The sequence below is a fragment of the Barnesiella sp. genome, from assembly GCF_022723415.1.
Lineage (GTDB): Bacteria > Bacteroidota > Bacteroidia > Bacteroidales > Barnesiellaceae > Barnesiella > Barnesiella intestinihominis.
Genome location: NZ_JAIJHU010000002.1, coordinates 40,188 through 64,209, shown reverse-complemented (window position 1 = coordinate 64,209; position 24,022 = coordinate 40,188). Strand labels below are relative to the sequence as shown.

At 52.6% G+C, this 24,022-nt stretch carries 26 protein-coding genes and 1 pseudogene; 2 read left to right on the top strand and 25 right to left on the bottom strand.

All coding sequences use genetic code 11. The annotated features are described in order from the left end of the window. Window positions 1-171 precede the first annotated feature (171 nt). The 25 genes and pseudogenes from QVD32_RS00870 to QVD32_RS00745 all read right to left on the bottom strand — a co-directional run bounded on the left by QVD32_RS00870 (window position 172) and on the right by QVD32_RS00745 (window position 21,833). Window positions 172-477 (bottom strand): Gfo/Idh/MocA family oxidoreductase, encoded by a 306-nt coding sequence (locus QVD32_RS00870; RefSeq protein ID WP_287709989.1) that lies wholly within the window; start codon window positions 475-477, stop codon window positions 172-174. 269 nt (window positions 478-746) lie between these two features. Beyond that, on the bottom strand, window positions 747-950 hold the full coding sequence (locus tag QVD32_RS00865) for a hypothetical protein (protein WP_287709987.1): 204 nt from the start codon (window positions 948-950) through the stop codon (window positions 747-749). Next, a complete protein-coding gene (locus tag QVD32_RS00860) occupies window positions 947-1,414 on the bottom strand; it encodes a hypothetical protein (RefSeq protein WP_287709985.1) in 468 nt (155 codons plus the stop codon). Before QVD32_RS00860 ends, QVD32_RS00865 begins: the two co-directional genes overlap by 4 nt. Continuing rightward, a complete protein-coding gene (locus QVD32_RS00855) occupies window positions 1,411-1,821 on the bottom strand; it encodes a hypothetical protein (RefSeq protein ID WP_287709984.1) in 411 nt (136 codons plus the stop codon). Before QVD32_RS00855 ends, QVD32_RS00860 begins: the two co-directional genes overlap by 4 nt. Window positions 1,822-1,844: 23 nt before the next feature. After that, window positions 1,845-2,162 (bottom strand): hypothetical protein, encoded by a 318-nt coding sequence (locus tag QVD32_RS00850; RefSeq protein WP_287709982.1) that lies wholly within the window; start codon window positions 2,160-2,162, stop codon window positions 1,845-1,847. A gap of 295 nt (window positions 2,163-2,457) precedes the next feature. Then, the gene (locus QVD32_RS00845; protein ID WP_287709981.1) at window positions 2,458-3,315 is read right to left on the bottom strand and encodes a DNA adenine methylase; all 858 of its coding nucleotides are present in this window, start codon (window positions 3,313-3,315) and stop codon (window positions 2,458-2,460) included. After that, window positions 3,312-3,950 carry a thymidylate synthase gene (locus QVD32_RS00840; RefSeq protein ID WP_287709980.1) on the bottom strand — a complete coding sequence of 213 codons (639 nt, stop codon included), beginning with the start codon at window positions 3,948-3,950 and terminating at the stop codon, window positions 3,312-3,314. The genes QVD32_RS00845 and QVD32_RS00840 overlap by 4 nt, the downstream gene beginning before the upstream one ends. Before the next feature lie 66 nt (window positions 3,951-4,016). Beyond that, entirely contained in the window at window positions 4,017-4,259 is a 243-nt protein-coding gene (locus tag QVD32_RS00835; protein ID WP_287709979.1) for a hypothetical protein, read from the bottom strand. A gap of 194 nt (window positions 4,260-4,453) precedes the next feature. Next, window positions 4,454-4,636, bottom strand: coding sequence for a hypothetical protein (locus QVD32_RS00830; RefSeq protein WP_287709978.1), 183 nt, complete (start codon window positions 4,634-4,636; stop codon window positions 4,454-4,456). Between the two features lie 17 nt (window positions 4,637-4,653). After that, the gene (locus tag QVD32_RS00825; protein WP_287709977.1) at window positions 4,654-6,105 is read right to left on the bottom strand and encodes a hypothetical protein; all 1,452 of its coding nucleotides are present in this window, start codon (window positions 6,103-6,105) and stop codon (window positions 4,654-4,656) included. Window positions 6,106-6,108: 3 nt separating this feature from the next. Then, entirely contained in the window at window positions 6,109-6,447 is a 339-nt protein-coding gene (locus QVD32_RS00820) for a hypothetical protein (protein ID WP_287709976.1), read from the bottom strand. Next, a complete protein-coding gene (locus tag QVD32_RS00815) occupies window positions 6,440-6,679 on the bottom strand; it encodes a hypothetical protein (RefSeq protein ID WP_287709975.1) in 240 nt (79 codons plus the stop codon). Before QVD32_RS00815 ends, QVD32_RS00820 begins: the two co-directional genes overlap by 8 nt. Window positions 6,680-6,697: 18 nt before the next feature. Beyond that, complete coding sequence (locus QVD32_RS00810; protein WP_287709974.1) at window positions 6,698-7,969, bottom strand: hypothetical protein; 1,272 nt, start codon at window positions 7,967-7,969, stop codon at window positions 6,698-6,700. 2,842 nt (window positions 7,970-10,811) lie between these two features. Further along, a pseudogene (locus QVD32_RS13280) lies at window positions 10,812-12,437 on the bottom strand (hypothetical protein); the annotation flags it as partial. 44 nt (window positions 12,438-12,481) lie between these two features. After that, on the bottom strand, window positions 12,482-12,946 hold the full coding sequence (locus QVD32_RS00795) for a hypothetical protein (RefSeq protein WP_287710016.1): 465 nt from the start codon (window positions 12,944-12,946) through the stop codon (window positions 12,482-12,484). Window positions 12,947-12,978: 32 nt separating this feature from the next. Beyond that, a complete protein-coding gene (locus QVD32_RS00790) occupies window positions 12,979-16,725 on the bottom strand; it encodes a viral A-type inclusion protein (RefSeq protein ID WP_287709971.1) in 3,747 nt (1,248 codons plus the stop codon). Window positions 16,726-16,732: 7 nt separating this feature from the next. Further along, complete coding sequence (locus QVD32_RS00785; protein ID WP_337804483.1) at window positions 16,733-16,918, bottom strand: hypothetical protein; 186 nt, start codon at window positions 16,916-16,918, stop codon at window positions 16,733-16,735. A gap of 38 nt (window positions 16,919-16,956) precedes the next feature. Further along, window positions 16,957-17,445 carry a hypothetical protein gene (locus QVD32_RS00780; protein WP_287709969.1) on the bottom strand — a complete coding sequence of 163 codons (489 nt, stop codon included), beginning with the start codon at window positions 17,443-17,445 and terminating at the stop codon, window positions 16,957-16,959. A 3-nt stretch (window positions 17,446-17,448) separates the two neighbouring features. Beyond that, window positions 17,449-17,940: a hypothetical protein gene (locus QVD32_RS00775; RefSeq protein ID WP_287709968.1), complete on the bottom strand. Its 492-nt coding sequence runs from the start codon at window positions 17,938-17,940 to the stop codon at window positions 17,449-17,451. Beyond that, a complete protein-coding gene (locus tag QVD32_RS00770; protein WP_229036968.1) occupies window positions 17,930-18,235 on the bottom strand; it encodes a hypothetical protein in 306 nt (101 codons plus the stop codon). Before QVD32_RS00770 ends, QVD32_RS00775 begins: the two co-directional genes overlap by 11 nt. Window positions 18,236-18,260: 25 nt before the next feature. Then, entirely contained in the window at window positions 18,261-18,704 is a 444-nt protein-coding gene (locus QVD32_RS00765) for a hypothetical protein (RefSeq protein ID WP_287709967.1), read from the bottom strand. Between the two features lie 12 nt (window positions 18,705-18,716). Further along, on the bottom strand, window positions 18,717-19,109 hold the full coding sequence (locus QVD32_RS00760) for a hypothetical protein (RefSeq protein WP_195331000.1): 393 nt from the start codon (window positions 19,107-19,109) through the stop codon (window positions 18,717-18,719). 13 nt (window positions 19,110-19,122) lie between these two features. Further along, window positions 19,123-19,584, bottom strand: a complete 462-nt coding sequence (locus QVD32_RS00755) for an N-acetylmuramoyl-L-alanine amidase (RefSeq protein ID WP_195330999.1) — start codon at window positions 19,582-19,584, stop codon at window positions 19,123-19,125. 3 nt (window positions 19,585-19,587) lie between these two features. Continuing rightward, window positions 19,588-20,793 (bottom strand): BACON domain-containing protein, encoded by a 1,206-nt coding sequence (locus QVD32_RS00750; RefSeq protein ID WP_195330997.1) that lies wholly within the window; start codon window positions 20,791-20,793, stop codon window positions 19,588-19,590. Between the two features lie 2 nt (window positions 20,794-20,795). Next, window positions 20,796-21,833 carry a head maturation protease, ClpP-related gene (locus QVD32_RS00745; RefSeq protein ID WP_287709966.1) on the bottom strand — a complete coding sequence of 346 codons (1,038 nt, stop codon included), beginning with the start codon at window positions 21,831-21,833 and terminating at the stop codon, window positions 20,796-20,798. Window positions 21,834-22,033: 200 nt separating this feature from the next. Here QVD32_RS00745 and QVD32_RS00740 point away from each other — a divergent pair, with 200 nt between their 5' ends. Both QVD32_RS00740 and QVD32_RS00735 read left to right on the top strand, forming a co-directional pair. Further along, a complete protein-coding gene (locus QVD32_RS00740; RefSeq protein WP_195330992.1) occupies window positions 22,034-22,477 on the top strand; it encodes a helix-turn-helix domain-containing protein in 444 nt (147 codons plus the stop codon). An 11-nt stretch (window positions 22,478-22,488) separates the two neighbouring features. Next, window positions 22,489-24,021 carry a hypothetical protein gene (locus tag QVD32_RS00735; RefSeq protein ID WP_287709965.1) on the top strand — a complete coding sequence of 511 codons (1,533 nt, stop codon included), beginning with the start codon at window positions 22,489-22,491 and terminating at the stop codon, window positions 24,019-24,021. Window position 24,022 lies beyond the last annotated feature (1 nt).

Genomic DNA, 24,022 nt, shown 5'->3' with positions numbered 1-24,022 from the left:
TTTCTCATGGTATATTCCTTTCTACTAAAATTTTTACAAAGGAAGTTTTTGATTCAGGCAAATACTACATCTTTTTTATCCTATACTGACACTTTAACCAATCGACCCTCAAATAATAAAGAAGGTGCACCGCTAAGCGGCACACCTTCTTTGTCTTTTTTATTATTCTTATTATTCCAGACAAACAGCAGTCTCTATCGGATATGAAGTTTTATCTTTCAACCCGCTCAAAAAAGACAAAAAATCTTTTATACGAGCAATCATATTGTTTACCCCCAACGAGCTACGCCCGACCTGTACTACACCAGACATTCTATGTGTTGCATCGACAAGAGGCTGTATCTCTTCCGGCGATAAACACTGGGATATCTCGATATAAATATTTTTATCATACTCACAAGCCTTCAAAAAGAACTTGTCTTGTTCCTCTTTCGATACAGCGATAAGTACAATATCCAAATCTCTCCGGTCTAGCATTTTGCAATAATCATTATATAACAAAGGAGCCTTATCTTGAATCGATGTAATTTCTCTTTCCGTGCTCTCTGCCAAAGTAGTCTTTTCGTCGAATATATAATCCGCAAATCCAAATTTCCGAAAAATCCCAAACGAAGCGTATAGAAATCGCCGATTCGAGAAAAACGAAGCGTCCAAAAATAGACAAGCGCACAACACCCAACAAACGGCATTCGAACGCCATTATAACACTATGAATTGAGGGATTTGATAACAAAAAAAAAGAGGGGCTAATGCTCCTCTTTTTCTTTTACAATAACTTCGGCACCGACTATCTCACAATACCTCAGCAGATTCTCGATATTTACATTTTTTCCACTCTCTATCGCCCTGACGCTGCCCATGTTGATTCCATTTTGCCAAATTTTATATTGAGAAAAGCCTTTGCTCGTTCTGATTTCCACTAATGTTTTTGCTATATCGTCTAATGTCATACCCCAATTAATTCTTTTTTTATCGCCTCTAAAAATGCGATAGATGTTAATACCGTATTCCTATAATTGTAATCACTACCGGCCGCAATCGCATTCTTACGACCGTCTAAAATCAGCGTATCAATGAACAACACCATTTGTCGCACCGTAATATTCCCGATGTCTGCCGAGAATGTCGATAGCGATGTATAATACTTCATAGCCTGTTTTAAAAGGCCTCGTATCTTAGTTTTATCAGGATTTTTACCTGTAATACGCTTAATGCTTATCTTTGCGGAAATATTAGATCCTGACAATCCGGGCTCTATGCGGTAATCCTCTCCGACTTCCTCGACATTACCGTCGATATACTCGACTTTGGCTATAAAGCCATTGTCTATGTCGGAACAGTATATGAAGTCGACTTCTCCGAACTTGTGCGCCCGGTTATGGTCTACAATGAATAATGGAAATTCCCTTTTCATTCTTCGTCCTCCTCGTTTTCCTCGTCGTCATCGACTTTAATAAGCCGTTCAAGATCTTCGCTCATATACCCTTTATACGCCCTTATGGCTTCCAATTCCGAGTCGCTGAGGTCGTCTATATCCTCTATCTCGATAGTATAATATCTGTCATAATCACCATCGAAGTCTATCTCTCCTGTTCTTCCGTTCTCGTCGTCCTCACTAACGACAGTGCCCACTTCGTCTGCAATATAGGGTTTGCAGAACCTCCCATGCTCGTCCCTGTCTTTCGTGAACAAGCGATCTGACAACATGCTACACACATCTGAGAATGTTTCTTCTCCAACAAATTCAACATGACCGGGGTTATAGAATCTGCCACCTCGGCAAACATGAAATGATAATACCATTGTTCTTTTTGTTTCCATATATAAGTAATTTTTATTTATAATCATCTGGCCCATACAGGGGTATAACAATCTTCAAGATTTATGTTATTCTCGATCGCCGCACAGGCAAGTATCCATGCTTGCTTACTCGACATGTTGGCAATCTTGAAACTCGGATAGGTGCATTTTTCATCAATCGTCTTTGCCACATTGGAGGCAAAAACATTCAGGTTGATTATCCGGGACAAGAACCGATAGAACGGATTGAAGTGCATCTCATACGAATTGTTATTATTCCATCTTTCATAATTGGCAATCTTATGCAACATGTTGGCTAACTCTTGTGCTTTTCTGTATTGTTCTGTACCTTTCTGTAACATGGCTTTATCTTTTTATGTTATCGTTTCGTTTTTTGATTACACTACAAAGATATTTCTTTTTATTGTATATACAAAAAAACGAAATAAAAAATAGCGCCACAATTAACAATATTTTACAATGTACTACACCTTCGGCAGACAGGCACAAAAAAAGCACCGAAAAAACATATTTCTTCGGTGCTTTTTATTGCTCAGTCTTTTGGCTATCTCACCAAAAATCACTAACTTTAAATAATAAAGAATATATCATATTTGGTTTTTAACGCTGTTTCAATACCATTAAAACGACGTTATATTATACAGCCGGAATCGTGGGCGCGGCACGCTTATATAGCATTATATCCGTATACGTGGCGTTGTAGTTCACATGGGCATTAAATTCGGTTTTTATACAGTCTTCGAAGGGGTTGCCCAAAGTCCGATTCCTGCCCATCCAATCGCAGAGCTCCAAGATAGACGACTTGTTGGAGGTGAAGTAGACGAACGAATGGTCGGCGAGAACCGTCAGCACATCGAGATAGTCGGAGAGCCGCCAGTACATCGTATAGGTCCCCACCTCGGTGGAGAGATAGGGCGGGTCGACCAGAAACACCGCACCGGGCGTATCCTTGTACTCATTGAACACCTCCCGATAATCCCGAGAGGTGATTTCCAGCCCTTCCAAATAGTCGAGACATTCCGGATAATCGTTTTTGCGGATATTGTTATAGAGGGTGTCTTTCCGCATCTCCGAGACGCTCAGCTTATACTTCATCGAAAACATAATCGAGGCAGAGAGCGTGATGAAATCCACGTATCCGGTTTCGCGCTCCTCCCGCTGAATGCGGTCGAATATGCGCTCCCGAATGTCTCCGGTGATCGCCTTGTGCCGAGGAACGGTATTGCCCACGATTTCTCGAATATCGGCGATCAATCGATTGGTGCGCGGTATGTTTTCGAGTCGACGGCGGTAATTGTCGAAATCGTTGTACACCACAGTGGCATTCGGCTTGCACCGCTTGGCGATATGGGAGAGCAGGCCGGAGCCTCCGAATAGGTCGATGAAGGTGGCGTCGTCGGGAAACTGTTTCAGAACTTTTATAAACTCGCGCACGAACATGCGCTTCTGCCCTACGAATGGGAGCGGGGCCGATAAATACATTTTCTTTTTCATACGTTTAACTCGAATTTGACATTTTCGTTCCCGGCGAGCAAATCCCGTGTACGGGCGATGTTATTGTCGTAGATGTGCACGTTGCCGAGGTTGAGGGTGACAGATTGCAGGGGCAAATCGATTTGCCGGGACATCAGGTACAAGTGATATATGTCGGCCGGAAGTCCGAGGTTGGCGTCGGAACTGCGCTGGTAGGCTGACAGCACCAGCTCGCCGCCGTCGATTTGAAATTGTACGAGGCTGAGGCACGGGGCTTGATTGGTCTCCGCGTCGGTGGATCCGAGGAACAGCACATAGTTTTTACTGCTGCGCTTTTCCCGGTTGATTTTGGCGATGAGCGGCGGCAGCTTCTCGAAGTAGGAGGGGTAACTGTTCACCAGCGTATGGCCGCAGTAATCCCACCAACTGATACCCGCCTCCCGGTATTTCTCCACACTACGCTCACCGTTCATAAAGAGCCGCAGTTCGTCCCTGAGCTTGCGCCGGGCGATATTATGCCCCTCGAAGATGTCGAGCAGGTCGGACGGAGTCAGCGAGAGCGACTCGTTAAGCAGATAGCGACTCGTGCCTTTCCTGCCGGTTTGCGTCTTGCCGTCGATGAGGATTCTGTCCAGTAACCGATAATATTTGTTCATGACGTGTCATTTTTTGCCGGCAAAGGTATCGCTCCGCCCCCGTCATGCCATGAGAAGAGCGGCGCATCACACTGCAAGGAGGTTACATTCCGCCTTCAATCGCCGGATAAGGTCATATACCGTTCGTTCGCACACCCCGTACTTATCGGAGAGCGCGGCCACAATATAGGTGATTTTCTCGCCCTCGGCCAGCAGCCGGCTATATTCATTATATAACTCGATGTAGCGTACATCGTCGAGGCGGATACCCGCGGTGCGACAAATATTTAGAAGTTCCCGATTTAATTTCAATATCTCTATTACCTTCATATCTCAAAAAAAATAGTACATTTGCAATATCTCACTTACATGCGAAGCATAAAAAACCACAAGAGTGGCCAAAGGGTATTTGCCCCCGGTCACGCTCTTGTGGCGTATATGCGTTAATATGTAGGTGAGATGACTATTGACAGGCCGGGGGCTTTCTTTTTATCCCCCGTCCTCGTGTTTTTTTAGCAGATCCTTTACATACCTTTATTCTGTTGTTCATTAAACATTCGTTCCAACTTTCTCGCCTCCGCCTCGGGGAGCTCCTCCCAATCGCTCAGGTCGGCGCCGTCCGGAGCGGAAACCCGGTCGGTAACGGAAAGGGAGCCTTCTTTTCGGGACACCAGCAGATATCCCTCTTTCGCTTTTTTCGTTTGCATGTATCTCTCTATTTACTTTACCCTACGATTATCCAGTTTTTATCCGTGGCGATCTGCCGTTCTTCCTCCGTCAGTTCCTCCGCGCCGGGATTCCCTGTGATGTCGATTTGGCGAGTCGTCCCTCCCGAGAAGTCAGGCAGTAGCTCGAACAGTTCCACCAGTCCTTTTCGCTCGAATCGGCAATATTTGATATTGATATGATTCGCATCGCCTTTTTGGTCGAACGGGCTGTCCGGGTGAAACACCAGCCGGCTTATCGGCACACTGCGGCGGGTATCCGTGCCGGGAAAGCTGACCCTACGCATCTTCGCATACGGGAAATTCACCTCTGTCTGGCGTAACGAATAACAATATGAGAATATATCCCAGCAGTCCACATTCTCCACATTCTTGCCCAAGTCTCCCGGGAAGTTCTCCACTTCTTCCAACAGGGTACAGCTATTGGCGAATCGGATTATGTTTTTACAATTTGCCAGACTGTCGCCTGCGTAAAACTCTATACGCCGGATATTCGAATTCGAAATAAAATCGGTCATTTGAGTACATCTGTCGTACATTTTCGGCATGCGCAACACTTCCAAGAACTTCGTGTTGTTCGCTATGCTGCTGATACCGGTACGGTTCGGATTCGAATTGTAATTCGTACGACTCAACTCGCAAGTGCTGAAATCCAACACTTCCCGGTCGATTCTCGAATTACCCAGATACGAGACATTGGCAAAATACCGACAATGTTCAATCCGAAACGGGAAATCGAAATACGAAGCCGGGACAGGGCTTCCGATCAGATATTCCACTCTCGCCTTCTCGTTGTACCTCACCTTTTTGACCGAGTAAATCAAGCCGAAACTTACCGGCTTCCACACTTCGTCGCCCTTCACCCGCACATATTCGAGCAGCGGATGGATATACTCCTCCGATACGGTCACTTGGAATTTCAAACCTTCCCCTATGCAAAGTGCGACGATCCCGTTTCGCCCGTCGATGTCCAATGTATTGTAGCTGTTGTTCCCGTATCGGGAAAATGTGAGTCCGCCATATATACCGGAACTTTTATCTTCCGCCGCGATGTCCACTAACCAGAACTCCCGGCCCCGGCTGTCCGGACGACCTGTTCCCCGAGCGAACTTGTGGTGCGAGGCTCTTGCATACCGGTTTAAAATATCTTCGCTCTCGCCGTCGCCCCAGTCCACTTTTCCCTCCACGTAGGTTTGGGAAAAACAGATATCGTAATCTCCTTCGTCAAAGCTGTAACAGACGGCCCAGATATGTCCTGCCGGGCAAGATTCCAAATCCGGCCACAAAGGGTCGGGGTGATACGCCGGCATCCGCTCTATGCGCACCTCCACCGGCACGCTGACCGTCTCTTTCACCGCGACAGCCTCCGGCACGATGATCTGCTCTTTTACCGCAACGGCATCCGGTACAATTATCCGCTCTTTCACCATCACGTAATCGCACTTCTCCATACCTCATACGATTTTAATGTTCGTCTCGAACTCACCACCATACTCCCAGTATCCGCTTGCGAAATCGGAGTCGGTACGGCAATAATGCCTTTCTACGGTAAGGATTCCCTTGCGGAAAGTGTTCGGCTCGAATACGGCTATCAGCTCGCCGTCTCGAAGGACACAATTCACCCGCTTGTCACCCTCCTGCGAGACTTCGCACGTCCGGCCGTATTGATCCCGATAGATGAAGCGGAATTTCAGTCCCTCCACATCGATGGGGGAACCATTCATATCTGAAAACTCCAAACCGGCCTTAATACCTTCCCATGAGTATTTCTCTTCGTACTTTTTTTCACTCATCGCTGCCATCGGATAATGCGTTGAACATTTTTTCCACAAGGCCCTTTGTCTCCTCGACCGTGGAGGTCATGGAATAGACATTCATGTTAAAGCTGCCTTGCCCGACAGTGACATGGCCTTTTTCCACTCCATTCTCCACAATTCGGTAATTGACCGCTTGCAGGTTATCTACCGTTTCCTGTCCGTCGAATTGACGGCTGATGTTCTCGCTGATTTTTACTAACTCAATCATAATGTTTTGTATTTATGGTTAACTGATAATCCCGCTGTCGGGAATGTCGAATGTCACGTTTTTGGATAGGGAGTCGAGTTGTACGCCGGCCTCTCCCGACGAGGAGACCCCATACACGGAACAGGTCAGGTAATAGGTATGGGTTCCCGGTGGAAGGTCCGGATGTGTCGTCCCCAAAGGGATATTCAAAATGAGAATCCCGGTTCCCTTGTATTCGTAATCATATATCGCGAGGAATCCGGACCCCGAAATGCGGAAGGTGTATTTCTCACCCACCGGAGGATTCCCGTTCGGAAAATTGATACGCACCTGAAAGTAACTCGAAAGAAAAGTGAAATCCACGATTTTAATCGGGGTATATGTGCTGTTTATCTCGGCTGTCATGGCTATCGATGTGGGTATGGGGAAATAATCCGCCACGGTGATCTGTTTGTCGACCCCTGTCCAGTATTCGAACGACTTCTTATTGATAAGGAACAATGTCACCTTCAAATTTGCCCCTACCGAATCCTCCCCCGGAAATGTGTCGCTCTGTCCGACAGGAAGTATCGGCGGAGTAGTACCGTCACTGAAAAATTTTACCTTGAAAGCGGAGTACCACACATTGCCCACCCGCAAGGTGGTTACGGTATTTGTCGAGGTATTTGTCAGCAATCGAGCAAAACTGCTTCCATTTCCATCGGTTACCAAAATAGCCGGGTAATAATCGCCGATACTCTTGTCGGAGGCCAGCGACAGCCACGATTCGACGGGTACACCGGTAGGATTCACCGAAGTATCGTAATAGTTAATATCGACAAAAAGATACGGCACGTCCGCACTGATTTCGTCAATTTTACTTCCGGTAAGATTAGGTTCCGCATTGTGGTCGTAGCCGTCGAAATCGCTCAGGCGGCAAAAATCCGTCCCCGAGTGAGGATAGGCGACATAATCGAAAGAGGTATCATGGATAGCGACGATATTCGTGCCGTGCGGTATCGTAGCTTTCAAGCCATAGCGTATGCCTTGATTCTTATCCGTTTCGCTTCCTTCCCATTGATTGATGTATGTCGTGACCCCGCCGGATTGCTGAGGATAGTTGTCGGATAGCGGTGCAGCCTGCGGATAGCGCACGGGTTTATGACGACTCCATTTGTTGATACGTCCCGGACGGCCACCCTGCAACAGGGGACGTTCGAGGGCAACAATGTCGGCCACGTCCCATACCCCGTTTGCCGGGTATATTCCCAGCAGATTATACGGGTCGGTTATCGCTACCGGGGCTACGATCTTGTTTTTATCGATGGCCATAGGCTCACTTTCCTCCTTTCCCTTTTAATTCGGACAATTCTTTTTTCAATCGTTCTATATCTTCCATAAGGGCTTTAACCAGACGGGCGGTCTCCTGCGTTGCCCCGGCTATGGTGTTGATATAGTCGGGCGACAGGTAGTTCAGAGCCCCGTAACCGTCCCCCGTTTCGTAGGCCATCGATGGCAATACCTCTTTCACCTTTTGGTACAACAGCCCCGTATGGGCTTCCCCGTCCACACCGCCCTTGTTACGCTTCCGTGCTTTTTCGGTGTATCGGAAATCGCATACCCTGCCCATCGCCAAGAGGCGGTCGGTATAACTTCGGGTATAGTCGAAATCTCGCTTCAAACGCATGTCCGAAGTCGTTAGAGCGGTGACCGAGCCTTGTGCCGAGATATTGCCTTGCGACGATATATCCCCTCCGGCCGTGATGTTACCGTCCGATGTGACACTCTCCTTTGACCTTATGTTATTCGTCGCCACAATCCTTCCGGCGGAGATGGAGACAGACTTACTCCCGGTCGAAAGGTTTATACTCGTAGCCCTGATTACATTCGCTCCATCGATGTCTCCATCCATCGTTATATCCCGGACTCCCGACAGACTTCCGGACACATCGTTCGATCCGTCAAACGGATTTCCCCAAATCGTCCGGATATTTTTAAGCCTGTCGGCGGCGATGGAATCGTTATCCGTCAAGGCGACAGACGGGGTCACCACGGTCAGCTTGCTCACGCCGACTGCCGGCATGGGAGACAACGATATACTATCCACACAGTTCTCGCAAGTCCCGTTCAAAGCCCCGTATGTGTTATAGACGAATATGGAGCAGGTCTGGTAATCCGTCTTGGCCGAAACCCAAAAACACACGCGTCCCCCGTACAAGAACACCTTCACGTCACCCAAATCGTCACCGAAATGCGTACCGGCCGTAGCCGTAAACTCGACATCGTTCGGGGCATAATTATACGCCTGTACGATCGTATTGATAATTCGTCGGCTATAATATCCATTTCCGATCAGATGCAACGTCAACATAGCCGCCTCGGCCTCTTCGACTTTCGTGCGAATCAACCACCCGTTTCCGGTGGCTGTCTCATACATGCCGCCCCTCTTATACAGGAAAGCCCCGTTGTCAAGTCCGTTCAACTTTTTCGCATTGTCCGATTCGACCGCACGTCCGACTGTCAGCCCCGTATATGTGCCGCTCACGTTGTTTATCTCGGCCAGCGAATAGGCAGGCTTGTTCGGCTGCTGCACCCAATCGTACAGGGTTATGCCTTTGGTGACAACGATACCGAGGGCTGTCTTGCTGACGGCCGTCACCACATTCCCTGTACCTATCGTAGATGCGCCGGCGTTGGCGAGTTTCCAAATCTCGTTAATCGTGTAGGCATTGAACGTCTCCGTCATTGTGGTGTTGTCGAACACGCCGCCCAGATCGTCGAACCCATGAACGAGCTTGATGAGCCCTCCTCCGCCACCGCCGCCCCCTTCGAGGTTGCCGAGACCGAGAGCAGAGAGGCTGCCGGTGGTATAGAGGCTTATCGGTTCCCCGTTTTTCGAGTCGTACACTTTAATGGCCTTGTTGGCGGCGTCCCATACCAGCGTCGCCCCGCCGATGGTGACGCTATGGTTGACATCGATGTCGGTCATGGGCACGAGGGGCGTGACATCGAGCAGTTTCCCGCTCTCCGAATCTTCATTAAGCTGAAAGATGTTGAGATAGGCGTCGATGAGTTTGTCGCCGAAGTAGAATGCCCCGAGGTTGGTGTCGATTTTCCCTTTCTTGTCCCACCGGATATTGCCGGCGGCCAGATAGCCCGTGCCGTCCATGCGGATCAGGGCCGTAGCCTCGTTGCCGGCAAGGCCCTCCTTTTCGACGTATTTCCCGGATTCCTCGTCGTAGGTAAAGCGATCCACGGGCTCTCCGCCCGCCCAGTAGGAGATACTGCCGGCTCCCCGGTCGAGACCGCTCACCCCGCTCATGACGACATACTCGCCTTCGGAAGTGCGGTAACCGAGCTGCACGAGACTCGTGGCGATGACACCCCCGTCGATGGCGGTGTCGTTACGGAAGGCTTCTTTGAGGTATTCGCGCTCTTCGAGGGCCTTGTCGAGGTCGTCGTAGTGCTCGGTAATGAATTTGCCCTTAATTCGTAGCACCTTATTCACCGAGTCGTAGACCAGATAGGTGTTTTGTTCGGGGACACCGACGGCAAAGTCGCCGAGGACTTTGAGGAAAGCCCGGGCGGTGGTCTTGTCGAATCCCTGACTGACGACCTCCTTGCCCTGCAAGGTGTAGGAGCCGATACCCTGCAACAGCTTGATGCTGGGGGCGTCGATGGCGACGGAGGAGATGATGACGGCGTTCTGTCGCCCGGGCTCCTCGCTGCCGCCCACCACCGGATCGTAGCCGAGCTGGATAAGGGCGTCCCCGGCTACGGGGATATCCGAACCGGCGTCGGCATCCGTCTTGGAGAGGTCGACGTAGTTGTCGCCGACCCCGACCACCTTGCGCCAGTAGTAGCGGGGCTTCAAGGTCTCCGTCCGGTCGACCGCCCGGCAGATGGCCATATCCCCCACGATGAAGTCGTTTTCGGGGGCGACAGTCCCGTCGTCCGCATAACAGCGGTAATGCGTTTCGAACTCCTCCACCCGGAAAAGGTGGGCGAAGGAGGCTGAACTGACGATATACTCCCCGGCGATATGGGTGACCCGGTTGACCTGCGTCTCCTGTATGGTCGCCTTCTTTCGGATAAAGATGTTGTCCGCCTCGATATAGGTGTTACCCTGTTCATCGGTTCTGAACGTTCCGCCGCTTACGAGCGAGGAATAGACGCCGATGTCCAGCCCTTTCGCGAAAGTGATTTTCCCTTGTGCCGTGTCGGGGTGCAGGCGGCTGAGTGCCTCTTTGAGGGTACGCCGCGCGCTGAACACGTTGTTGTCGGTGGGCAGGGTGTTGTCCCAGCTCCGTATGAGGTCGGGGAAAGAGCCCGACGTGGCCTCCCGCACATAGTTCTCGACGGCGGTGATGTTGTCGTTGATGGTCGTCATCGCGCCGGTGCTCGTGGCGTCGCTGATTTCGAGGTCGACCTGCGAAGGGAGGTTGACCTTGCGGGTAATCTTGGTGATTCGGCTGCTGCGATAGCCCGTCTCCGGAAAATATTTGGCACTTTCGAGCCTCACCCGTCTCCCCACATAGAGGTCGATGGCGTGCTCTTCGATATATACATGGTCGGTCGGCGCCTTGTAACGGCTCACATCGACGGCATTCTCCTCGTTGTATTTGTCGACCGCCTCCTTGAATTCCTGCTCGGCCAGCGGATAGTATTCGTCCGGCATGCGGATATTCCAAAGGATATACTTGTCGCCTGCTTGGGGCGATAAGGTGTCGTTGGGAAGCTGCGTGTCGTCGTCATAGGGCCAGATGGTGATGATCTCGAACTCCCGGGTCTCACTGTCGTAGTTGACCTCGAAGTAATAGGTGTCGTCGGCTTCTTCTCCGAGCCCGGCCAGTTCCGAACCTTCCTGAAAGGATACCCGTTTGACTTGCCGGGCCAGTTCGTAATCGTTCGGGTCGAAATCGAGGCTTTCGTCCTTGAAATACCAGATTGTAAAGGGGTTGCCCTCCTCGTCCTTCGTCTCTTCCTTCCGCACCGAGCTCACCGTGCCGATACGCTTGGGGTAAATGCCGGCGAAAGCCTCGGCTTCGTAGTGATGCCATACGCCGTACTTGTCGACGTTCACATCGACGTGTTTCACGCCGCCGGGCAGTTGCAGCCGGGTGTGGCCGTATTTCTCCGGGTCGATGTTGCGGGAGCTGCCCACCGGGTAGATCCGGGTGTAGAACTTGGCGTTGTCGGCCATGTCGCCGCTCAGCGAGAGCAGCCCCTTGCCGTAGGCCAGCGTCACCTCCTCGCCCTGCTCGCAGCGGCAGATATTGACGGTCTGCCCCTCGACCCACCATTCGGCGCGGTGTCCAACCTTCTCGGCCACCTCTTTGAGCGCCTCGTCGCAATATTTTCCGAAATAGTCGATGACGATGTTGTCGGCGCCCTCCACCGTGCCCACCTTCCAGTCGCCGCTACCCATGCCGTTGTTGATACTTTTCACGATTAGGGCGACATGGTCCCTCGGCGGGGCGGTCAGGGTGAAGACCGGCTCGTCGTCCCCGTCCGTGTCGTTGATAACAAGGAAGCGCTTCACCAGACTCTCGATGCCGTAGAGCTTGATATCGTACTTCCATTCTACCGTCGACACTTGCTCGGGGTGATACCGTTCCATGAGCCAGTACTTCCTGCCCATAAACTCGGCATAGTCGTTGACTTCGAGCGCCACGTGTTCGTAGAGCGTGAACGACAGGCTGAGCGCGTTGTCGCCCTGCAACTCCATCTCCTGCGTCGAGTTGTCGTCGCAGGGAACCTGTGTCTTCGCCATGCCGTCGCTGCCGTATATCGTGATCATCTTACTCTTGTTTTAAGGTCGTTTTAATGCTGTTCAATCGTCATTTAAATCGTCGGGTTCGGCTCCCGAAAAGTGACGTAGAAGCGGCTCGCCTGCTTGCCTTCCCGCCAGAGGTAAGTGAGCGGCTCGTAGTCGCTCGCCTCCTTGTAGAAAACGCGAAGGGTCATGTCGAGGTCGGGAAATTCGATGTCGAGCCACCCGTCGTCGCCCTGCTTCAACAGGGTGATGAAGGCCTTGTATTGAGCCAGCCATTTCTCCCGGGTGTCGGCATAGAGGGCGAAACAGAGCTTCACGTCCCGGGCCTGATTCTTCACGTCGAGCGAGGCCGAGTACTTCTCGCCGTTCTCCTCGCGTATATCCACGGCCACATGGGTTTTCGTCTTGGCCGGCGACAGGATCGCCTTCAAGTTGTTGCGGTCGCCCCGCCTTTTCTCGGCCAGAAACACGCCGTACTCCTTCCAGATGTCCGTACCGTTGACGAGCGCTTTCCCGCCCAATATCGCATCCATTGCCATATCTCGTTGATTTTAACAGGTTGTCGTCATTTCATCTTCAAGCCGTCGCGTACAATTTTTTTTATTTCGTCCTTAATCTCGCCCAAATGCTTGGCGCTGGCGCCGGTGTTCTCCTCGATACGCCGCAGGTGGTCCACGGCTGCGCCCATCTGCTCGCTCACGTCCTGCATTCGCTCGTCGATGCTGGCCCAGTGCATCTGGCCGGAGACAAAGAGCCCTTCGAGCTTAGTGCCCTGTTCTTGGCTCATGGCGGCGAACCCGCCCGGTTTCCCGCTCTGTGTCGTTCCGCCGTCGTCCCCGGTATAGCCGGTAGCCTCCGATATGCTGTCGCGGATATGGAGGCCTTTTTTTACAAGTTCCTCCCACTGTTTGTTCAAGTCCTCGATTTCCTCGTCGGTCAGCTCTCCATTGGACATGGCCCTTCCGAAGGTGGCGTACCAATCCTCCATATCCGTTTTAAGCAATTCGTCCAGCTTGGTCTTCAACAGGGCGCGCATCAGATACTCGCTCATGTCGTCGGAAAAATCCTCCCAGTCTGACGACATGTCCATCAGCATGTCGATAAAACTGTCGTACACGCTGTCGAAGGAGACCTGCGTGATACTCTCGTAATAGGCCTGTTCCAACTCCTTCCGCTGCTCGGCGAAAGCGATATAGTCGTCCATATACCGGGCGGCATCCTTGTAGCCCGCATCGGCATAGTCCTTGATTTTCGCATAAAGGTCGGGCGCTTCCCGGGCGACCTTCGCCATCTCCTCGCTCGACAGGTTCCAGAAATAGGCGGCCTCGCCGATCGTCCTTCCGACCACCTCGCTGATACGCTGCCATTCGTTACCGCTCATGGCATCGTCTATTTTTTTGTTGGAGGACTTTTTGCCGCCTATGCCCCAAAGCCCGTTGCTGTAAGCGGAAGCGCTCCGCTGCATTTGTTCCCGCGTATGGGCTTCCGCCTCGTCCAGACGGGCCATCTGCTTTTCATAGAGCTCCGTGGCTTGTTGGCCGGAGGAGCCCTTTATCTCATCGGTCAACGACTCGATGGCGGCGATCAAGGCTTCGTTCGTCAAACTCAGGCGCTCCATGTCCTCCTCCAAATGGGGGTCGCTGTCCCCGTTCCCCACCAGTTTGCCCAAGCCCCCGAACGATAGCGCGTCGAGGATATTGGCCGCCCCTTTCAACAGGGACTCGCCGATTTGTTGGAAAAACTCCAACGAAAAGATATTGTCGATAATGCCACTGACGGCGCCGAGCACGGTGTCTGTCAACCCCGCGACGATACCCCCGATACCCTCCGTCGCCAATTCGTCCAAGATGGAGAGTATGGCGGAAATAATGGAGCCGGCCAATCCCGAATTGCCCAAGCCTTCCGCGAGGGCTTGGGTGACGCTGCTGTCCCCGAAGATTTTCTCGAAACCCTCCGCGAGGGAGCCGCCAAGTTTTTCGGTCAGCTTCCCGCCGTTAAACAGCTTGTCGAGTTGCATGACGCCTTGTCCTATTCCTTTCAGGTTCCCCGACGAAAGGTTTCTCAGCCCCGATTCGAGGTTGCGGAACATACCGGCTGCCTGTTCCGAGGACTCCCGGAGGCTGGTAGTGGTGCTCTGCACCTGCGTCCCGAACATCTGCACGTCCTGCGATGCCTTGTCGAGATTCTTCGAGGCCTCTCCCACGTAGAGCTCGGCTGCCTCTATGCTGCGGGCGTCACCGCTTCCCTCGGCCTCTTTCAGCGTTTGCTTGGCACGGGCCAGCTCTTCGGTCGCCTCGATTTCTCGCTGCTGCGCGGCCATGTAGCCCCGCATGGCGTTTTGATAAGAGACGAGGTCGTCGTTGATTTGCCGGAAAATCTCCCCGTTCCACATCGTCTCCGACTGTTGCAGGGTGGAAATCAAGCCATACAGGGCTTCCATCTCGTCGACGCCGGCGGAGGATTGAAACTCCGGGCTTCGAGCGATCGTTTTCAGGCGGTCGATAGTCGGCTGCACCTGTTCGCGGAACATCACCCCGAAATGGCCGAATACGTTTCCCCAGTCGATTTGCTGCCGGATAGCCGACAGTTCCAGCCGGTTGACGGCCGAGTCCCGTTCTTTTTCGAGCGAGAGCCGTTCGCCCTCCGATTGTGCCCGGCGAATCTTCTCGGCATACTCCTCGGCGATGGCCAGCTTCTGCTGCTGGTAAGAGCCGTACTCCTTTAAGTATTCGCGCATGGCGACAGCCTCTTCCCGGTAAACCGCCGTGACCTCTTTTTTCCGTGTATCTTCGGCAAGGGTATTAGCTCGGTCAATTTCCTCCTGCTGCCTATCGGTCAGCCCGGCGGCGTTGGTGTCGGTGACGCCCGCCTTTCGGTTCAGCTCGTCCAGTTCCCGCGCCTTCTTTTCGATCTCGGCTTTTTGCCGGTCATAGTCGGCGTCTATCCGGGCCAGTTTCTTCCTCGTGCCCTCCTCCTGCAAGTCGAGCCAATCCTGTTGGTTCTGTTGTTCCAGAGCCAGCAACTCGTCATTCAGTTTCTGCCGGGTCTGCTTCCGCTTTTCCGCCTCTGTCTTGGCGGTGTCGTCATCAGTCTCGATGTTCCGGTAATCGGAGAGTCCCGCTTCCTTGAAGATTCTGGTTGCCTCTTTCTGGAACCATTCGACCTCATTCAGGTAATGTTGTTTTTTATTTTCCTCCTCTTGCAGGGCTTTGTTAAAGGCTGTCTCTGCCGGATCGCTTCCATATTGGCCGATGTTGTCCCCGCCAAAAAACATGTTGAGCTTTCCGCCGGCGCCCCAGAACGGGCGGTACTCTTCCTTGCCCTTGCTGCGGATTTCGTTCGCTTTCTCGTCGGCTTCTATGGCTTTTTTAATATAGGACTGAGCCTTTGCCTGCATGAACAGGGACTCGACATAGGCATTCCCTTTTTGTATGAGTGTGTCATACCAATCGGTCAGGGACTTGTAAGTGCCGAACGTGTCGCCGTATTTCCGGTTCAACTCGTCGACCTTGTTCTTCTCCTGCTCTTTCGTGCCGATAAAGTCTCTCAACTCGCGGAGGGTGTTGTCCAGCTCGGCACGGGTGCGGATAGAGACGGCATGTCCTTCTTTTTCCACCTCGTTTTTCTCCTGCAGGGCTTTTTTCAAGGCGTCGACTCCGTCTTTGGAGCTGAACAGGTTTTTGGTCCACTCTATGATTTCGTCGCCGTACATGACCAGCAGCATGATGCCTGTCGTCAGGGCGGTTTGCCAAGAAAATAAAGAGGAAAGTATTTGTTTCCATACCGGCACGCCCTTTTGCCCGGATTTCACCAGATTGTCATATTCGACCCGCGCCCTTTTTACCTCGTCCGCGAAAATGGGCAGGTTGTTGGAGATGGCGAGAAAAAACATCTGGGGCCCCATAGCCAGAGAGGGCATTTCCCGGGCGATCTGTTGGATACTCATGTGCAGGCCGTTGAATTGCTGCTTGGCGGCGGGCAGTTCCGGGGGGACTGTCTGTGTAGCTTCTGCGGTTGCACCCAGCTGCTTTAACCGGGATTCCAATTCGGCGATTTGCTTTTCGAGCGCTTCGATACCGGCCATGTTTTCACTCTGGTCGAGGTTCAGGGAGGCGTTTTGTCCGACCCTGCGCAATTCTTCCATTTGCTCCGTGAGCCCGGCTATGGCGGTACGCAACCTTTGGGCTTGACTGTCCATTTCCGACGATGCGGCGGTCGCCTTGCCTTTCAGCCCGTCCACCTTGCGGCCGGCCTTGTCGAGGGCCACCGACAGGCGGTCCTTCATCAATATCTCTACTTCTACCGGTTTCATTGCCATGTTATCTCTTCAAATTGCTCTGGAAAAATCCCACGATGTCGGCGGCCTCGTCCTCCGCGCTCTTCTCCTCCTGTTTCTTTCGGATATAGCGGGGCGCGTCTGCCAGCATCATAATCAAGGTCTGGAAGTTCACACCTTCCAGTATGTACTTTACCTTCCAGCCGGTGGCGTCGGCCACTTGCCAGATAAATCCGAAGGGGCTATGGGAAGGCTCGAATACCGTCTTTAACTCCCCTTGTTTCTTTGGCTCAGTCTCAGCTTCATCGGGTTCGTCCTCTCGGCTGATCTGATAATACTCGTAAAAGGGTCTGTGCCCAACAGGAATACGAAGCTGCGCATGGCGGCCGAGACATACTCGGTGTCTATCCAGTTGCGAACCAGCCATGCCGTTGCCCCGACCAGCAGACGGCGGCTGATCCAGCCGCGGCACAGGGTATAGGCCACCATGCGGCTCACCTGTTTGCCGTGGGTCGCCAAAAAGGCCATTTCCTCCTCCTTCGTAAACTTGTTCATCTGTTCCGCCGTCACCCCTAACGAGAGGTACACCCGGGCCAAGCGAATAAGCCCGCCCAGCCGGGGGCGGCGCATGACGACCCGCAGGCGCAGGGGCTTGCGGAACGGAAGGCGGATATCCTTCAAGGGGACGGACACGCCCCGGTCCAACAGGGCGGCCGCCCCCTCGCGCTGTATGAGGCGTGCGACTTTCTCGTCCATACGTTATTCCGATGGGGTATCGTTGATTTCGTAAGGAGCGGTGTCCGCTTCCTCCGGCTTGTTCACTTTCAGCTGGCACTCTATCTTGGAAACCTCGGTCAGCGTCAGCTTGCCGCCCAAGTTGGCCATGATAGTACCGTTGGGGATCTTCATCGTCTGACCTGAGACGAACTTGATTTCCCACGGGCCGCGAAGCTCTACCAAGTCGGTGGGAGCTTTCCAGCCGGTGTACGACCCGGAGGTTCCTACCAGCGTGCCGCCCAGTACGGCTTGTATATTCTCGTAATCCAGCTGAATGAGGTTGAACGTCGGCGCGATGGTCGCGTTCTTGTTGGCCATCGTCAGTACCGGGGCATCGGGGACCTGCTCGGCCTCGATGTCCGTACTCTCGGCCTTTGTGCCGCCCCAGTCCCAACTGCCTTTTTCGATGTAGCCGATTTCCTTTTGATTAAACTTTACGACGGCTATGCCGTATATGAATTTCTTAGTTGCCATTCTTCAATTTGTTTTTGATGATTATCATTCCTAATATCGTTATCGCTATCCCGGCGACGAGCCCTGTGAAAAAGGTTTTAACGGGGTTCGAACGCTGTTTTAATTCCGCTTCGTACAGGTCGGCCATGCCTTCATAGCGCTCGCGCCATACCGAGGAGGATTTCTCGTAATACTCACACTGTCGCTGCAGGCTGTCGCAAGAGGCATGCACAATAATCGTATCTCCCTTGCGGTTAACCGCCACATTCGTCCGGCCGCTCCGTCCGCCGTACGATGCCGTCGGAGGTAGTTTCATCAGGCTGTCCGCCGGTATGACCAGCCTAATCTCCGACCCCGGGACCGTTTCCGTCCGTATCCGGAGGACTTCGCTGGTCGAACTGTCCGACCGGGTCAGTTCCTCCCGGATCTTCTCCTGCGTTGCCTTTCGGGTGCTCGTGCAGGCGGTTAAGCACAGGACAAGTATCGCGATGTTTGCAACTGTTAGCGGTATCGATGGCTTTGCGAAGGCGAGCCATCTCACGCGTGTTACGTGCCAACTCTTTCTTTGTCTCGTTAAACTCATCTTTCAAAGGTTTTACGATGTTCTCCATCAATATGCGGGTGGCGTGCTCAGCGTTGTCTATTCGCACCGCCTCGGCCTCCGCTTTCGCCATTTCAGCTTCGGAACCGGCCTTGCGGACGGTAGACTTTAAGGTCAACAGGCCGATAATGGTTGCCAGCAAACCGCCACCCAGTGCGATGTTCAAAAATTCACTGAGCTCCATAGGACTACCTGTTTATGACTTGCTTCCCGACTTTTTAGCGATAAGGCCGATAAGCCATTGAACCAGTCCCGTGTCCGCAATCCCGTTCGCCACGAAGGAGGCTCCTAAACCGTAAAGCAGGGCGATATACCATTGGACGTCCGATACGAATCCGGCATCAAGCCACCATAGCAACATGGCGGCCGCCATACCGACACACCAACTGACAAGCTGGGTAAGCAGTCCGTTCATCTTGGGAAACAGGGCTTTGATACCTTCCGTCAGCAATACCACACAACCGGCAAATCCGGCAAAAGTGGCGATCATGCTGTCATAATCTGTACCGGTGGATACATCGCCCGTTTGGGCAAATGCGGCTGATACAAACACGAGTATCAGCATGAAAAAACAAATCAACTTTTTCATTTCATTCTTCTTTTTATGGGTTTATTCCTATTGATTTCAACCAAGTCTGCACGTTGAACGAGGGGCAGGCTTTCGCCGCCAGCTGGTTGTGGCCGACAATCTCCACGTCGGGGAAGCGACGATGAAAATCCTTTACGTAGGTTTCCATCGCTTTCCGCTGTGCGAGGGTGCGGGTGTCCACGGGGGTCTTGCCGTCGGCGGCGACACCGCCCACGTACACAACGTGCCGAGCTGTCGTGTTGTACCCTTTTGCCCCGTTGGTAATCTCCCATGAATCGACCTGCGCATCCTCGTTGTTGTCCACCAGCCTCTCCACACGGCCGTCGAGGTGTATCATATCGGTGTATCCTACCTGCTTCCAACCCCTCCCGACAGGGGGTGCGGAGGTGTGCCAGCGACGTATCTCGTCAGCTGTCACCTCACGCCCTTCGGGGGTGGCGGTGCAATGCAGTACCAGATATTTCAACTTTCCCATGACTTATGCTCCTTGTTTGGCTTGCGAGATGGTTATCTTAGCGGTTTTCGAGTTGTCGGCATTCAGGGTAATGGTCAGAGTCCCACTTTTCGCATTGCCCGTGTCATTGGCCTCTGCCGAAATGGTCACACCGGTTTCGGTTTCTTCTACCTCAAAACCGGCCGGAGCGGCGCCTACGGTGTATTCACCGCTGGCTGTTACGGTCACTTCCTTGCTGCCACCCTCTGCCGGAATAGCCACCGTGGTTGGGTCGGCAGAAATGGTTTTTGCAGTCGGCTGAAATACGGGACTTTTGCGGCTGTCCAAAACCACGGTCTCCTCCCCGAAAGCGATATTGGTATCAGCCTTCATCAGCATCTTGAAGAAGTACAACTCGCTGGCATTGGAAATCTTGTCTATCTGAATGACATTCTCATCGTCTTGCAGATTGACGGCGGCGAACAGGTTTCCGTCTGCGCCCATCGAACACAACGTGGCCACAATCAGATCGTCGGGCCATGCAGCCAAAGTCTCGATGGCGATACCCTTGTAACGTCTGGCATTGACGTCCGTCTCGCTGGCGTTTTTGGCCTCTCGTTCCGTCAACTCGTCATCGTACTTGTCGAAATCATCGATACTCATGATAATACGCAGGTTCGGGTTGTTGCGGATTGCTTTGGGGATAGCGCTCCGAACGGCTTTCAACTTGCCGAGCATGGTTGTTTCCTCGCTGTCCACGATGATGAGTTCCGTATCTTTGGCCATTTGGGTGAGGATACCGTTAAACAGATGGTCATCATCGTCTCCGTATTCGCCGTTGATGTAATGGTCACCTAATTCGAACTGTACCTGTTTGGCCAGTTCGGCCAACAGCGCATTCTGGGCTTCGGGTGGTAGCTCTGCGAACACGAGGTTGCCTTTCGGCTGCCACTTGCGCCAGATTTGCTCGAAGGCACGGGGATTGAACACGGTGAAGGCCATGAAATCCTTCGGATCGAGGCTTTTTTCGTCATAATTGAAATTGCCCTTCGAATCTTCCACACCGGGATTTTCCTTGCGTTTTTGGAGCATCTTCCCGCTTTTCAGACGGGGCAGGCTGATTTTCTTCTCCACACCGGGAATGACCATAATCAGGCCTTTCTCCACGATTTCGTTGCCGGTGGCGGCGAGGGTCAGCAGCTGCTCCAGCACCTCGCCGTTGTAATTGGTGTTTTTTACTACTATCGCCATCGTTATTGTTTATTAAGTTTGTTGTTGATTTCCTTCATTCGCTTGCTCCACGGGCTCTCGTCTCCCGGGTCCACTTTCAGGTCCTCCATGACCTTGCGTTTCGGGGCAAGCGCCTTTAACGCTTTTTCTCCTTCCTCCGGGTTGGATTTCAGGATATTCTCATATACAGGACGCATTTCGGCATTGATGCGCCCGTCTGCCTCCGCAGCGTCAAGCAATGCCTTGCGTGCGGCTTCTTCATCGGCGGCCGCCTTGTCCTCAAACTCTTTCAGCCTGGTTTTCAGGTCGTTGTTCTCATTTTCCAGACCGGCGACACGGCCCGCTTCCCTTGCGTAGGACTGAGCCTGCGCGATTACTTCCTCCTCGCTCTTGCAATTGGCAAACGAGGGGTGTTTCCGAATTTCCTCCAAGTTCATCTTGCTTTTGTTTTGTGGCTCCGTGAGCCGGTTGTTGAATAAAGTATATATCTGTTCCGGGGTACTGCCCGCCGGAACCGGTTCCGCGTCATAGATGCCGTCGATAAAGCCGAGGCGGAGCGCATCGTCTGCCGTCAGCCAATGGTCCTCGCCGTCAAAAAACGTAGCCTTGACCTCCTCCTTCGTCATGCCGAGACGGGCGGCATAAATGTCTCCGAGACTATCTTCGAGGCTCTCTATCTCTTCGATGCACTTCTGCATCTCCTTTTTATTGCCATAGCAGCCTCCGCTCACGCTGTGCAGCATCAGCCTCGCATACTTGCTCATCTCTACCGGTTTTCCGCACAGGGCGATCACGCTGGCCATGCTGGCCGCGATACCGTCCACATAGATGTGTACGTCCGCCTTGCTGTTTTTGATGGCGTTGTAGATGGCGATGCCGCAATACACATCGCCGCCGTTACTGTTGATGCGGACATGGATCCGGCTCCCCGCCTTTTCGGCTTCCAACAGTTCCCGGGCCACCCGTCCGCTCTGTACTTCGTAATAGTCTCCGATGTCACCGTAAAGGAAGATGGTGCACACTCCCTCCGCATCGGTCTGTATATTGAAAAATCTGCTCATATCTGTCTGGTTTTAGCACATAATCACGCTGGGTTCACATCGCAAAAATGCGACAAATCAACAGCGTATGAAAATTGTATTTTTACCGTGTAACGGTATGATGTCATGGTGGTTTTGTAAAGTCTCATCATGCGGAACGATTTTTATTTCGCGGGATTTTTAGGGCATTTTTGCAGTTGAATCACAAGAATTAAAGCACTATGGCAGATTTGACGAACGCCCAAAAGAAGGAATGGGCCAAGACTTTATACATGCGGGAGAATCTCACGCAACAGGAAATAGCGGAGCGTGTGGGAGTGTCCCGCGTGACAGTGTCCAACTGGGTGCGTGCCGGGAAATGGGAGGAACAGAAAGCCGGGCTGACACTCACCCGGCAGGAACAGGTGGCCAACCTCTACCGTCAGGTGGCGGAAATCAACCGGGCCATCTCGGCACGGGCGGAGGGGGAACGGTTCCCGAATTCCAAAGAGGCCGACATTCTCGGCAAGCTGTCGGCCGCCATTCGGAACATGGAACAGGAAACCGGAATAGCCGATATCATCAGCGTGCTCACCGGTTTCATCGAATGGCTCCGTCCGTTCGACCTTGAAAAAGCAAAAGAACTGACAAGGCTGGCGGACGCTTATATCAAGGACAAACTATAAACGGGAGGCTCATGAAACAGATCGACAAAACAGCACTCCTCGACTGGGAGAAGTTCAAGGAGGACATCGATAGGGCCACGCCGGTGGACAAATCCATGTCCGCCGCCGACCGGGAGAAGCACCGCCGGTATCTCGAAAGGCATCCGGTGGAGTGGATCAAGTTCTTCTTTCCGAACTATGCCAAGTATGAGTTCGCCGATTTCCAGAAACGGGCCATACAGCGCATCATCGCACACGACGAATGGTTCGAGGTGCTTTCGTGGAGCCGGGAGCTCGCCAAGTCTACCGTCTCCATGTTTATCGTCCTGTTCGTCACGCTCACCGGGCGGAAGAAGAACGTCATCATGACCTCCAACAGCAAGGACAACGCTGTCCGGCTGCTGGCCCCTTACCGGGCCAATTTGGAGGCCAACGGCCGCATACAGGCCTATTACGGCAAACAGGAGACGCCCGGCTCATGGACGGAGGACGAGTTCGTCACCAAAGGAGGCGTGGCGTTCCGTGCAATCGGCGCGGGACAGTCGCCCCGGGGTTCGCGCAACGAGGCCATTCGCCCGGACGTGCTGCTCGTGGACGACTTCGACACGGACGAGGACACTAAGAACCCAGACACGATACAGAAGCGGTGGGACTGGTGGGAAAACGCCCTGTATCCGACGCGATCTATCTCGGAACCGACGCTTGTCATCTTTTGCGGAAACATCATCGCCAAAGATTGCTGCGTGGTACGGGCCGGGGACATGGCCGACCACTGGGACATCGTGAACATTCGAGACAGGAACGGTCGCTCCACTTGGCCGGAGAAGAACACGGAAGAGTTTATCGACCGCACGCTGTCCAAAATATCCACCAAAGCGGCGCAGGGAGAATACTTCAACAACCCGATTTCTGTCGGGGAAGTATTCGAGACCATCGCCTACGGCAAGGTTCCACCCTTATCGAAATTTAAATTTTTGGTCGCATACGGTGACCCGGCGCCGGGCGAGAGCAAGGGAAAGAAAGGCAAGTCCTTCAAGACGGTCTCGCTGCTCGGCAAACTCGGGGGACGGCTTTATGTCATCAAGACTTTTCTCTCCCAAGCCCTGAACGCCGAATTCATCGGTTGGTATGTCAAACTGTTGGAGTTCGTCGGCGGAAAAGCCACCGTGTATTGCTACATGGAGAACAACAAACTGCAAGACCCTTTCTTTCAGCAGGTGTTCAAACCGCTCGTGGCCAAAGTCCGGAAAGAGCAGAAAATATCGCTTTATATCCGGGGGGACGAGAAGAAGAAAACCGACAAGGGAACCCGGATAGAGGCCAACCTCGAACCCTTGAACCGGGAGGGGAACCTGATCCTTAACGAGGCGGAGAAGGACAATCCGCACATGAAAGAACTGGAAGATCAGTTCAAGCTGTTCACGCTTTCGTTACGCTATCCGGCGGACGGCCCGGATGCCGTGGAAGGAGGCAACCGCATCATCGATGAACTCATACATCGGTCGGAGCCTCCGGTGGTCAAGACCCGGAGAGAGTTGCGGAGACGGAACAAACGAAGATTATAAC

Excerpts from the sequence above, each read along its gene's own strand:
- QVD32_RS00870 (WP_287709989.1), bottom strand. The coding sequence starts at position 477 with ATGCTAGACCGGAGAGATTTGGATATTGTACTTATCGCTGTATCGAAA.
- QVD32_RS00865 (WP_287709987.1), bottom strand. The coding sequence starts at position 950 with ATGACATTAGACGATATAGCAAAAACATTAGTGGAAATCAGAACGAGC.
- QVD32_RS00860 (WP_287709985.1), bottom strand. The coding sequence starts at position 1,414 with ATGAAAAGGGAATTTCCATTATTCATTGTAGACCATAACCGGGCGCAC.
- QVD32_RS00855 (WP_287709984.1), bottom strand. The coding sequence starts at position 1,821 with ATGGAAACAAAAAGAACAATGGTATTATCATTTCATGTTTGCCGAGGT.
- QVD32_RS00850 (WP_287709982.1), bottom strand. The coding sequence starts at position 2,162 with ATGTTACAGAAAGGTACAGAACAATACAGAAAAGCACAAGAGTTAGCC.
- QVD32_RS00845 (WP_287709981.1), bottom strand. The coding sequence starts at position 3,315 with ATGAAAAAGAAAATGTATTTATCGGCCCCGCTCCCATTCGTAGGGCAG.
- QVD32_RS00840 (WP_287709980.1), bottom strand. The coding sequence starts at position 3,950 with ATGAACAAATATTATCGGTTACTGGACAGAATCCTCATCGACGGCAAG.
- QVD32_RS00835 (WP_287709979.1), bottom strand. The coding sequence starts at position 4,259 with ATGAAGGTAATAGAGATATTGAAATTAAATCGGGAACTTCTAAATATT.
- QVD32_RS00830 (WP_287709978.1), bottom strand. The coding sequence starts at position 4,636 with ATGCAAACGAAAAAAGCGAAAGAGGGATATCTGCTGGTGTCCCGAAAA.
- QVD32_RS00825 (WP_287709977.1), bottom strand. The coding sequence starts at position 6,105 with ATGGAGAAGTGCGATTACGTGATGGTGAAAGAGCGGATAATTGTACCG.
- QVD32_RS00820 (WP_287709976.1), bottom strand. The coding sequence starts at position 6,447 with ATGAGTGAAAAAAAGTACGAAGAGAAATACTCATGGGAAGGTATTAAG.
- QVD32_RS00815 (WP_287709975.1), bottom strand. The coding sequence starts at position 6,679 with ATGATTGAGTTAGTAAAAATCAGCGAGAACATCAGCCGTCAATTCGAC.
- QVD32_RS00810 (WP_287709974.1), bottom strand. The coding sequence starts at position 7,969 with ATGGCCATCGATAAAAACAAGATCGTAGCCCCGGTAGCGATAACCGAC.
- QVD32_RS00795 (WP_287710016.1), bottom strand. The coding sequence starts at position 12,946 with ATGGATGCGATATTGGGCGGGAAAGCGCTCGTCAACGGTACGGACATC.
- QVD32_RS00790 (WP_287709971.1), bottom strand. The coding sequence starts at position 16,725 with ATGAAACCGGTAGAAGTAGAGATATTGATGAAGGACCGCCTGTCGGTG.
- QVD32_RS00780 (WP_287709969.1), bottom strand. The coding sequence starts at position 17,445 with ATGGACGAGAAAGTCGCACGCCTCATACAGCGCGAGGGGGCGGCCGCC.
- QVD32_RS00775 (WP_287709968.1), bottom strand. The coding sequence starts at position 17,940 with ATGGCAACTAAGAAATTCATATACGGCATAGCCGTCGTAAAGTTTAAT.
- QVD32_RS00770 (WP_229036968.1), bottom strand. The coding sequence starts at position 18,235 with ATGAAACTACCTCCGACGGCATCGTACGGCGGACGGAGCGGCCGGACG.
- QVD32_RS00765 (WP_287709967.1), bottom strand. The coding sequence starts at position 18,704 with ATGGAGCTCAGTGAATTTTTGAACATCGCACTGGGTGGCGGTTTGCTG.
- QVD32_RS00760 (WP_195331000.1), bottom strand. The coding sequence starts at position 19,109 with ATGAAAAAGTTGATTTGTTTTTTCATGCTGATACTCGTGTTTGTATCA.
- QVD32_RS00755 (WP_195330999.1), bottom strand. The coding sequence starts at position 19,584 with ATGGGAAAGTTGAAATATCTGGTACTGCATTGCACCGCCACCCCCGAA.
- QVD32_RS00750 (WP_195330997.1), bottom strand. The coding sequence starts at position 20,793 with ATGGCGATAGTAGTAAAAAACACCAATTACAACGGCGAGGTGCTGGAG.
- QVD32_RS00745 (WP_287709966.1), bottom strand. The coding sequence starts at position 21,833 with ATGAGCAGATTTTTCAATATACAGACCGATGCGGAGGGAGTGTGCACC.
- QVD32_RS00740 (WP_195330992.1), top strand. The coding sequence starts at position 22,034 with ATGGCAGATTTGACGAACGCCCAAAAGAAGGAATGGGCCAAGACTTTA.
- QVD32_RS00735 (WP_287709965.1), top strand. The coding sequence starts at position 22,489 with ATGAAACAGATCGACAAAACAGCACTCCTCGACTGGGAGAAGTTCAAG.